The 9,678-nt window shown below is 51.7% G+C and carries 9 protein-coding genes; 4 read left to right on the top strand and 5 right to left on the bottom strand.

The genetic code is table 11. The features are described 5' to 3' along the window. Positions 1-34: 34 nt before the first annotated feature. Entirely contained in the window at positions 35-2,365 is a 2,331-nt protein-coding gene (locus ACIGG6_RS18095) for a PAS domain-containing protein (RefSeq protein WP_399846494.1), read from the bottom strand. Between the two features lie 52 nt (positions 2,366-2,417). On the opposite strand from ACIGG6_RS18095, the gene ACIGG6_RS18090 reads away from it, so the two are divergent. The 3 genes from ACIGG6_RS18090 (at position 2,418) to ACIGG6_RS18080 (ending at position 4,868) form a co-directional block, all read left to right on the top strand. After that, positions 2,418-2,594, top strand: a complete 177-nt coding sequence (locus ACIGG6_RS18090) for a hypothetical protein (protein ID WP_399846491.1) — start codon at positions 2,418-2,420, stop codon at positions 2,592-2,594. Positions 2,595-2,601: 7 nt separating this feature from the next. After that, a complete protein-coding gene (locus tag ACIGG6_RS18085) occupies positions 2,602-2,925 on the top strand; it encodes a DUF333 domain-containing protein (protein ID WP_399846489.1) in 324 nt (107 codons plus the stop codon). A 179-nt stretch (positions 2,926-3,104) separates the two neighbouring features. Next, positions 3,105-4,868, top strand: a complete 1,764-nt coding sequence (locus ACIGG6_RS18080) for a sensor domain-containing diguanylate cyclase (protein WP_399846486.1) — start codon at positions 3,105-3,107, stop codon at positions 4,866-4,868. 8 nt (positions 4,869-4,876) lie between these two features. Here the strand turns inward: ACIGG6_RS18080 and ACIGG6_RS18075 are convergent, their stop codons facing one another. The 4 genes from ACIGG6_RS18075 to ACIGG6_RS18060 all read right to left on the bottom strand — a co-directional run bounded on the left by ACIGG6_RS18075 (position 4,877) and on the right by ACIGG6_RS18060 (position 7,985). Continuing rightward, entirely contained in the window at positions 4,877-5,887 is a 1,011-nt protein-coding gene (locus ACIGG6_RS18075) for a potassium channel family protein (protein WP_399846484.1), read from the bottom strand. Positions 5,888-5,896: 9 nt separating this feature from the next. After that, complete coding sequence (locus ACIGG6_RS18070; protein WP_399846482.1) at positions 5,897-6,853, bottom strand: cation transporter; 957 nt, start codon at positions 6,851-6,853, stop codon at positions 5,897-5,899. After that, positions 6,850-7,479, bottom strand: coding sequence for a substrate-binding periplasmic protein (locus ACIGG6_RS18065; RefSeq protein WP_253505023.1), 630 nt, complete (start codon positions 7,477-7,479; stop codon positions 6,850-6,852). The genes ACIGG6_RS18070 and ACIGG6_RS18065 overlap by 4 nt, the downstream gene beginning before the upstream one ends. 176 nt (positions 7,480-7,655) lie before the next feature. Then, complete coding sequence (locus tag ACIGG6_RS18060; RefSeq protein ID WP_399846479.1) at positions 7,656-7,985, bottom strand: four-helix bundle copper-binding protein; 330 nt, start codon at positions 7,983-7,985, stop codon at positions 7,656-7,658. 374 nt (positions 7,986-8,359) lie between these two features. On the opposite strand from ACIGG6_RS18060, the gene ACIGG6_RS18055 reads away from it, so the two are divergent. Beyond that, the coding region (locus ACIGG6_RS18055) for a methyl-accepting chemotaxis protein (protein WP_399846477.1) at positions 8,360-9,678 on the top strand (1,319 nt) is incomplete at its 3' end.

Raw genomic sequence — 9,678 nt, 5'->3', positions numbered from 1 at the left:
GAGAAGGTGATTTGATCCATGGCAGCACTGAATCCTATGCAGTTGACGATAGCCGTATTATCGCTGATAGCAGTGACTTTTTCAGAGCTTCCCTAATAAACTGCCCCGTTTCCAGGTCGTTTAACGCGATACCAATAGGGGCGAACTCAAACAGGCCGCGTAGGCGGCTTTCGTTACGCTCTAACGCTTTACGGGAGAGTTCCTGTTCGTGGATGTCGTGTAAATAGCCGTGCCAGAGAATGCTGCCATCGGCCAGCTGCTCGGGCCTTGCCTGCCCGGCAAACCAGCGGTAGGACCTATCTTTAGTGTTGATTCGGTAAGCTGCATGCCAATCTTCCAAGGTGCTGGCCGAGTGGGCGATGGTCGCGGCGACGTGTTCCAGGTCATCAGGATGTATTGCCTTGAACACTGGGCTGGCATCTTGGGCCGCCTGCTGGGACGTTAACCCGTACAGATCCTGAATTTGAGGCGAGCTGAAGGGGAATACGGCCTTACCGTCGGGAAATTGGCGGTATTGATAGATAATGCCTGGCAGCTGTGCCATGAGTTTTGTGATTCGCTCACTGCTTAGGCTATTGGCAAGCGTATCGGATAGCCAGCGGGCCAGCAGCCTTAGGAACAAGGTTTCGCTTTCATCAAACGCGGCTGACCGAGTATGCGCTGCGGAAAAGTTCAGTGTGCCGAATACTTGGCCTTCCGCTTCAATCACAATACCGACATAAGCCCCCAGCGGAATGGCTTGATAGCAGGGGTGAGAATAAAATTCGCTTTTGGGTACATTAGCAATAAAGAGCTCTTTGCGTTCGCCGCTGAACAGCAGCTGGCACCAAGTGTGGCCGAGGGTGAAGCGTTGCCCGGCGTGTATGCCTGCGTCTACCTCTGCATCGACCCAGCGCACGGTATAAACGTCCCCTTCAATTTGGCTAAGAATGGCCAGGTCTAATCCCAGGTACTGTTTTGCTTTAAGAAGGGCGTGCTGAATCTTGGCGTCTAGCGTTTCAAAAGGGTTGAAGGCGATATCGTTAAGTAACAGGAGCGCGTCGTGGTGGCTACGGAGCTGGGTTCGGGCTTCATGCTCGCGTGTGATATCGACGATAAAGCCTTCCATGATTTTGGGGTGCTTTGTATCACCCGCTACCCAGTTGCCCCGTTCTTCTACCCAGCGCCAAGTGCCGTCTCGGTGGCAAATTCGATACTCCAAATGCCAGCTTTCATTTAAGCGCTTCGCCTTGGCTATCGCTTTATCAATGAAGGGGGCATCATCAGGGTGAATCAGTTCGGCGTAGCTTATACGTGTATTGCCAAGCAAGTCACCGGCGGGGTAGCCGCTAATGCGGTCAATTTGGCCGCTGATGTAGAGCATCGTCCATTTGTCATCGGGCAGGCAGCGGTAGGTCACTCCCGGCATATTGCTTAAGAGCGAGGCAAGCTCGTCTCGGCTAGCTTGCAGGGCCTGTTGGGCGGCCACTTCGTCGGTAATATCGGCATGGGTGCCGTACATAAGCAGCGGTTCGCCTTCTGGCGTTCGGTCGAAGACTTGTCCTCTGTCGTGTACCCACACCCAGTGGCCTAATTTGTGGCGCATCCTGGCTTTACAGTCGTAGCTTTCCGTTTCACCGGCAAAGTGGGCTTTTAACAATGCTTCGGAGGTGGCTAGGTCATCTGGGTGGGCCAAGCTTAACCACGTCTCGATGGAGGTAGGTGATAACTCTTCCAGAGTGTAACCCACGATGCTTGCCCAGCGCTCATTAAACACGGTTTCGCCAGTTTGCACGTTCCACTGCCATGTTCCAACTCGGGTGCCCTCAATGACCAGCCGGGCACGGCGTTCGCTCTTCCTTAGGGCGGTGGCTAGCTCTGTTTGCGACTCGCGGTTGCCAATATCGGTTTGGATGAGTTCTTCCACCATCCCGGCCATATCACACAGCATGGCCATTTGCGCGTCGGTAAAGCTCCTGGGTTGGCTATCCATTAGGCAAAGCGCGCCCACGCGTTGGCCCGAGGCGGTGTGCAATGGGGCCCCTGCATAGAAGCGTATATGTGGAGCCTTTTTGACAAGGGGGATAGTGGAAAAGCGCTCGTCGTTTAGGGTGTCTTCCACAATTAAGGGGACGCTGTCGCGAATAGCGACTCTGCAGAACGAGTGCTCCAGCGCTATTTCTTGTATGTCTAACCCCTGGCGGGATTTAAGCAGCAGCCGTTCATGATCGATAAGAGAAACCAATGCAAAGGGGGCATTAAAGGTTTGCTGAGCCAGCCGTGTCATGCGGTCAAAGCGCGCATCGATGCCATCGTTAAAGAGCGCAGTGCCTGCAAACACGCTCTGCCGTGCGACATCATTCTCTGCAATCAGGGGCGTTTTCATTAGGTAACCATCGAATGAGCTGCGCTTGTGTATCGCCAAGCGAGGAGAGTATTTGAGCATTCTCATCACCGCCATAGCGCTAATGCTCTTCAGTGTGGCGGAAGTACGAGTCATACAGTGTTTCTTACGCGTCGAATATCAGATTCCTAATCGTCTGGCAATACGTATCGATGATTGCTGCATGAACTTAGTACTATTTTTACCGTGGCTAGCTACCGGCATTCGCTAAGTTGACTATGATGGGGAGTGATTTACCTAAGGTGCACTTGGCGCGATACCTAATCCGTTTGGGTATGGCTGGAGAAGCAAGGGGGGGCGCAGTGATGTATGGGATGTTTACGGTGTTGCTAGCGCTGGCGGGTTGTGTGAGTAACCCAGGTGACCGTCATCATGCGGCACCAAGCATGCAGACTGCCGCTGCCAATTATTGCGAAAGCTTGGGTGGGGAGAGGGTGACGCGCAAAAATAGCCTGGGCACAGGGCGCTACTGCCGCCTTCCTGATGGGCGGGTAGAAAACGAGTGGCAGCTGTATCGATCTGAGCGATTGGATAATGACTAGCGCTTAACAAAGTCGTGCCACTCGCGTGTCATCCAGCGTATAACTTAATTGTCATTAACAATGGAAGCGGTAGGGCTTATGGCCTGTTGATCATCTCCCCATGGCTCAAGGGTGGATATGCCGGGCGTTAGGCCAAAACGTAGGGGCAATCTAGCCGCTAGCAGGCCGAGAAACTATCTATGGGGATCTTCAACAGCGTTTTGCGTTACCGGTTCGGCTGGCTTGCTGCCTGTCTGATAGGGCTGGCTGCCCCGAGTAGTGGCCAGGCAAACGATCCGCCGAGCCCGATAATAGGTTGGGAGTACCGTTGGGGCGATTCTCCCTTGGACCAGCAGGGGGAGCCGGTATGGTTGAGAGAGGAGAGCGGGTGGCATGCCATTGAATCTCCCTCTAATCCGCCTGGGCGAGAAGGCCAGCACACAGTATGGCTGAGAACAGTCTTGCCAGAAGGAAGCTGGCATGACCCCGTGCTGCATATCACCAGCATTAATTTGATCGGGCAGATTTATCTAGATAACACGCTGATTTATGAGCATGGCAATGTTGATCACCCTCGGTTTATTGGGTGGCCTTGGCACTTGGTTGCGTTACCTGCTGGGTTTGCCGGTAAACAGCTATCGCTACGTATTTATTCTGACTATACCAGCATCGGTTTGTGGGGTGACGTAGAGGTCATTGATCGCGTTGACGCTTTTCAGAAAATGCTTCAAGGGTCGGTACAAGACTTGGCGATTGGTGCTTTTAGTCTGCTACTGGCAGCGTTGGCGGCTATTTTCACGCTCATTGGCCCCGAGCGCCGAGGGTTTGGGGCAGTGGCCCTGTTTGCCTTTGCGTCTGGTTTGATGCTTCTTGCAGAAACGCCCATACGCCAACTAGTTGCTGATGCTCCGTTAGCGTGGGATATGGTAAGGGCGACAAGCTACTTCACACTGCCTATTGCGATGGGGCTACTTCTGAGCCATTGGTTGGAGGGTGCCCCAAAAAAATGGATAGCACGTCTTTGGCAGCTTCATTTGGCCTACATGGTTACCGCTATCGGCTTAGTCCATTTAGAGTCTATTAACCTCGCGCTGACATTCCCCATCTTCGATGCGCTGTTGTTGATAACGCTGCCTTGTATGCTGTTATTGGCACTGTTTCACGTGCGCCGTTTACAGTTAGAACAGCGATTGTTGGTGCTTAGCTTTTTGTTGTTTGCTCCGCTGATTCTCGCTGACATGCTGGTGGCCCATGGGTTGATAGCTCAGCGAGATATTCCGTTGAGCTATGCCATATTAGGATTTTCGTTGGCGATCGTTGCCATCTCTTTATGGCATTACCGTCATACACAGCGGCAGTTGGCATCGGCAAATCAAACCCTGGAGGCGCAGGTTGCCGCCCGGACCGCTCAGTTAGATTGCTTGGTAGAGCAGCTAAAGGGGTTATCTATTCAGGATGCCCTGACCGGGCTGCATAATCGCCGCCACTTTGACACGCTGCTTAACCAAGAGGTGAGCCGTGCGCAGCGCACAGGGCACCCGCTTTCTCTATTGATGATTGATATTGATCATTTCAAGAAGGTCAATGACTGCTACGGGCATGACGTAGGTGATGCGGTATTAGTTGAGGTGGCAGCTCTATTAAGGCAGCACTTTCGGGGCAGCGATACTGTTTGCCGCCTAGGCGGTGAAGAGTTTGTGGCGCTGTTGCCTGAAACGGAAACGGTAAATGCTGAAGCGAGAGCCCAGTCCCTAATGGCGGAACTGCGTGTAAAGCCTCTCACTTATCACCAGAAATCGTTAGGGTTTATTACCCTCTCCTGTGGTGTCGCCACGTATCCTGACCACACAAAGGATCCTAAAAAGCTGCTTAAATTGGCCGACGAAGCCCTCTATAAAGCTAAAAATAGTGGTCGTGATCGCTGCATGGTGTGTGAGTGCCACCCACCCATCCATAGCGACTAACTACAGGATTACGAATCCGTTTGCCAAACGGATTGCCACTGCCAGCCATCTTTATGGATATAGGCGGCAAGCACTCGCTGCTGGTCAACAATCAGACAGTGATGAAGAGCATGTGAGCTAGCCGTAATACCTGGCAGCCTGCTATACGCTTCAAGTGATGGAATATCGGGCATGGTAGTAAATGGGGTAATAAACGCGTTGCCCAACGTGGCGATAAAGTTTTCCAGTGTTGTGATGCCCGTGGTGAGCTGCTGTTTGGTGACATTATCCATATCTGGGCAGGCAGCTCGGGCAATCACCAGGGCTTGGTAAAGCCGAGCCAGCGCTAGAGGCAGAGACTTTTGGCTACTGGGGTCGTGATAGTAGTGCAGGATGGGGTAAGCAAGATGTTGCTGGCCTAACTTACTGATCGACTGCTGTAGAGGTTGCAGTTGTTGACCTAGCCCGGTGTATCTTCCATTGCCGTGGGTTGCATGAAGAATGTGGTAAGGGCTCTCCCCAAGCGCATGGATGGATAGCGCCACATGGCGTTTTTCAGTGACATTGGAAACAATGCTCAGCATATACGTAATAGTGAGCGTGAACAGAAAAAAGCCATTCGCGGCTGCCAGGGTAGGTGCCATACGCCAAGAGTCACTTCCTGGTACATAGTCGCCGTAACCCAGTGTGGTTAGTGTGTAGCCGGTATAATACAGGCGCTCAATGAGGTTGGCTGGCACCTTGGTCGTTGCGTTCACGACGGCATCTGTGGCGCTACAAAACAGCAGCCACCAGCCGGTTAGGGCGAGTATTAGCCAGACAACGATTAACCCTACCGTTAACCAAGGCCCCACGCCGGACAGTAGCCTATGGCACTGTTTGCGTTGGTGTATTGCGAGCAGTAGCGCCCATACTTGGCTAATTAAGCGGTTGGTGACAGGGCCTGAGTGGGAGGCCGATAGCGTGGTTTTTACCGCGTCGTAGTTTGCTAGCGCGATGAGCAGTATGCCGAGCACGCCTATCCATGGGTGACCTATCATTGTGCATTCCTATGCGGGGTGGGCTGCGGGGGCATCGGTTACGCTAACCACCACTTCGTAAATTCTCCAATCGTAATGATTTAACATAGCATGCGCAGTGGCTAAATTCTCACTGAGGCGGTGTGTATCGCGGGGGGTGATAAAAGCTTCGCCGCTAAATACATGCCCCTCTTCCCGTAGACGAACCGCAGCATTCTCTACCCAGCTGTACTGTTTTAGCTCTGTTTCTAGGGTTTCTGCCAGATGTTCGGGTTTTACTTCTGAGGTAAAGCGGGGCCGACGATCTAATAAGTCGCCAACGGCTTCTTTTAAATTTACGACACCATCTTTTGTGACATCAATGGCAATAATCGCCGCTGCCAATGCATCGGCCCACCAAAAACCAGCGCCTATTCCCACAATGCCAATAATCGCGGCTAGGCCAGTCATCCAGTCCGCTTTGCTCATTTTGCCGTCTACGTAAACGGTTTTTTCATGCACCTGAATTGCCGCTTTGGTTTGTAGGTGGCCAATAATCATCGGTGGGATAACACTATAAATGAGCGCCGCAATCATTAGCCAGCCCATCCAGAATGTATGGTTAAAGAGAGTGACGGCCCCAACCGTTGGGTGCTCTTGGCTGATCAGCTTCATTATTGAGTCAAGCAGCAGCAGGCTGCCCATTAGGCTAAGGGCGGTGGCGGCACACAGAAAAGCAATCACCGTGGCGCGTTGATAACCGTAGGGGAATGTTGTGTTGGGCGGGCGGTTGCGAAAGTGCATTGCCACTAAAAAAGCGATGGGCGGGATTAATGAGAGAATATCTTCGATCCAGGCAGCCTTCATCGCTTGGCTGCTGCCCAATACCATGCCCAGCACTAAAACAATCGACACCCGGAAGCCCAGGTTCCACCACTCTAACTTAATCAAGTAATTGAGCTGGCGCTTTTTTTCAGGGGGCATGCGGTAAGGCTGACGCACCTTCATTGGGCTGCCTCCAAGCGCTGTAGGTGCGTTTCCAGGCTACCCGACTGGTGCAAATGGCGCTGGAGGGCGAGCATCAGCGCATTTTCCCCTTTGGGAAGGGCCATTACATGCTTCTCTTTTGCTAAAGTGTGGCTGGTAACTGTAAAACCATGGGCTTTCAGCCACCAAGTGGGGCCTGCTACCCAACCTTGGGTACGCTCTGGATTGGCGCTAATCACGGGGGTGGCGCCTAGCTCTTCAATTGCTTGATAAACCGTATTGAGGCGCGGTAGCGCTACGTCGCTTTGCTGAAGGGGAGGAGGAGAAGCGCGCTGCGTTTGCGTCTCTTCTGCCTTAAAACCAAGTGTGTGCTGGGTGGTGTAAAAGGGGCGGGTAGCAGCAGCTAATTGACTAATTCGCGTGTTACTTGTTAGCCCTCCCGCAACAATATCTAACTGGTGATGTTTTAGTGCTTGGAGAAGCTCATTCTCACTGCCCCATTGCCACTCAACGGTAGCATTGAGTGTGTCTGCAAATGCATTAAGCAAGTCTGCTTCTAAACCCCGGGGCTGTTGATCCTGTCGAATTATCCATGGCGGGTTTTCAGTCACGCCAATATAGAGCGTGCCTCCTTCGATACTGCTCATATCCCGCTCAATATTTTCAGGGTAACGGCAGCCTAATAATGTTAAAGAAATAAATAGGCACAGCCATAATGTATAAGTTCTGCCAGCTTTAAGGGTGGATAAAAAATTTTTCACAGCTGCGTAAAGCTCTTGATTGAAACAGTACTCATAGTTAACAGCATGACTGTTCAATAACGTTAGGCGGCAATGCTGGCGCACGCATTTGCGCATTGTTGGCAGGCATTAGCGCATTCTTGGCAATGGTCAGCGCTATGCTTGGCGCACTCATCTGCGCACTTTTGACAAATGTCAGCACAGAGTTGGCAAATGTCTTTGGCATACTCGCTATCTTGCGCCATATAAGAGGCTGCTAAACGGCAGATTTGAGCGCATTGAATATCCATGCGAATGCACTCGGCCATTTTTTGGACATCCTCTTCTTGAAGGCACTGGGTGGCGCATTTGTCACAATAAGCGGCACAGATGTGGCAAGCTTCGATTTTCTCTTTAAAGTTTCCAAAATCCATCTTGATACTCCTTTTGAATAGCTATCAAAACTAACAGTGAAATATTGAGTGCTGCTTTGTTTTTTAATCGTAGCTCATGCTGTTTGTGTCTGCTGTGCAGAGGGCATTTTTTAATCTTGTTTAACGTCTTTTCTTATAACCATTTTCCTTCATGTTTGTATGTTTGGGGATATACAGGTTCGTTAAGCAGTGGAAGATAGAATGTCAATAAATGTCACAACGCAGGGAGGAAGGGTTACTTCTATGGTTTTTTAAATCATAGTAAACCCGAAAGGCCCAGGTGGTGGGCTGCTATGAGCTCGATAAGTAGGGGTTGCCATGCGCAATAACGGCATGTATCACAAATTAACTACCCCATTAATCCAGACGATTTTTTGATTTCTCGTACGGATGTCAATGGGTATATCACCTACGCGAACCCCCGGTTTATTGAGGTAAGTGGTTTTTCCATCGAAGAACTAATGAACGAGCCCCATAACGTGGTGCGCCACCTGGATATGCCTCCGGAGGTTTACCAGGATATGTGGTCGACACTGCGCGAAGGACTCTCATGGCAGGGGTATGTTAAAAACCGGCGTAAAAATGGCGACCACTACTGGGTTCACGCCAATGTTGTCCCTGTGGTGGACAATGGAGAGCTGCAGGGGTATGCCTCGTTACGTTCCTACGCAAGTGAGCAGAAGACCCGCTATTTTGAGCAGATCTATCGCCAAATGCGCGAAAAAAGCTGCCCTTACTACCTGAAACGTGGCCACTTAAAGCGCCGTGGTATCCGTGGCAAACTGCCAACCGTGAACTGGAATGGTGTTAAGGCACGCATCTTACTGGCTACTTTTGCGAGTATGCTGTTGCTGGGGACTGGTCTGTTCATCAACCAGCGCTTTTCTATGTCGAATTGGCAGCTAGGGGGGATGGCGGTAGGGCTGGGTACTCTCATTTGGACCGTGAACATACTGCTACTAGGTGGGCTTGAGCGCACCCTGGGTGCCATTAAGGATATTGCGCTGCAACTCGCTGCCGGCAATCTCAACATGGTGATTCCTTCGTCACGCAGCAAGGCGATGCGCCAAACGTTGGGCGCACTACAGCTTATGCGCCGTTCTCTGCTCTCTACGGCAAGCGATATCCAGCGCAATATGGAGGCCATAGGGCCGGTGGTAAACCATATTCTTAGTAACAATACCAATATGGCGAACCGTCTTGAGCAGCAAGCATCCGCTGTGCAGCAAACGGCGGCCAGCATGGAGGAAATCTCAAGTACGGTGCGCCAGAGCGCTTCAAATGCGCAACTCGCCAGTAAGGCTGCAGATACCAACCTGGCGGAAGTAAGCACCGCATCGCATTTGACCGATGAACTGGTTCATGCCATGGAAACGCTCACCAAGCAGTCTGAGCGTATGAAGCATATGGTGCAGACGATTGATGCGATTGCGTTCCAAACCAATATATTAGCGCTAAACGCTTCCGTAGAAGCGGCTCGCGCGGGCGAGCATGGGCGAGGATTTGCCGTTGTTGCCCAAGAGGTGCGTAAACTCTCTAATCAAACGGCCGAAGCCGCCAAAGAAGTGCAGCGCATGATTGTGGATACCAATCAAAGCGTTATCAGTCAGCGCGGAAAACCGCTTACTTTTAGTGAGCGGATGGATAGCGCGGCGTCCGCCAGGACGCCTTGTTTCCTTACCGCTAGATGGCT

Source organism: Vreelandella lionensis, assembly GCF_044543515.1.
Lineage (GTDB): Bacteria > Pseudomonadota > Gammaproteobacteria > Pseudomonadales > Halomonadaceae > Vreelandella > Vreelandella lionensis.
The sequence above is the reverse complement of the archived record's forward strand: the minus strand, read 5'-3'. Positions and strand labels throughout refer to the sequence as shown.

Coding starts and splice junctions, on each gene's coding strand:
- ACIGG6_RS18095 (WP_399846494.1), bottom strand. CDS start 2,365: ATGAAAACGCCCCTGATTGCAGAGAATGATGTCGCACGGCAGAGCGTG.
- ACIGG6_RS18085 (WP_399846489.1), top strand. CDS start 2,602: ATGATGGGGAGTGATTTACCTAAGGTGCACTTGGCGCGATACCTAATC.
- ACIGG6_RS18080 (WP_399846486.1), top strand. CDS start 3,105: ATGGGGATCTTCAACAGCGTTTTGCGTTACCGGTTCGGCTGGCTTGCT.
- ACIGG6_RS18075 (WP_399846484.1), bottom strand. CDS start 5,887: ATGATAGGTCACCCATGGATAGGCGTGCTCGGCATACTGCTCATCGCG.
- ACIGG6_RS18070 (WP_399846482.1), bottom strand. CDS start 6,853: ATGAAGGTGCGTCAGCCTTACCGCATGCCCCCTGAAAAAAAGCGCCAG.
- ACIGG6_RS18065 (WP_253505023.1), bottom strand. CDS start 7,479: ATGAGCAGTATCGAAGGAGGCACGCTCTATATTGGCGTGACTGAAAAC.
- ACIGG6_RS18060 (WP_399846479.1), bottom strand. CDS start 7,985: ATGGATTTTGGAAACTTTAAAGAGAAAATCGAAGCTTGCCACATCTGT.